Below are 403 nucleotides of genomic sequence, written 5' to 3' on the forward strand. Positions count from 1 at the left end.
ACTGGTGGTACGCCCACGCACCAACACATACCCGTCCGCGTCGGTCTCGAGCACCTCGCGCACCAACTCCGAGCGCGGGTCATGACCGATCGCCACGAACACCCCGCTCACCGCCAGCGTCGACTCCTCACCGGTCACCGTGTCACGCAACCGCAACCCGGTGACCGTCTGCTCACCCTCGACCGCCTCGACCGCCTTATTGGTCACAAACGCGATCTTGTCGTTAGCCCGCGCACGCTCCAACATGATCCGCGACGCCCGAAACTCCTCCCGGCGATGCACCAACGTCACACTGCGGGCAAAACGGGTCAAAAACGTGGCCTCCTCCATCGCCGAATCCCCACCACCGACCACCGCGATGTCTTGATCTTTGAAAAAGAACCCATCACAAGTCGCACACGAC

At 62.5% G+C, this 403-nt stretch carries 1 protein-coding gene; it reads right to left on the minus strand.

Translation table 11 applies throughout. The features are described 5' to 3' along the window. Positions 1 to 403: NAD(P)/FAD-dependent oxidoreductase (locus JF781_RS28245; RefSeq protein WP_225330696.1), on the minus strand; the 403-nt coding region annotated here is incomplete at both ends.

It is taken from the genome of Mycobacterium sp. WUMAC-067 (assembly GCF_020217485.1).
Taxonomy (GTDB): domain Bacteria; phylum Actinomycetota; class Actinomycetes; order Mycobacteriales; family Mycobacteriaceae; genus Mycobacterium.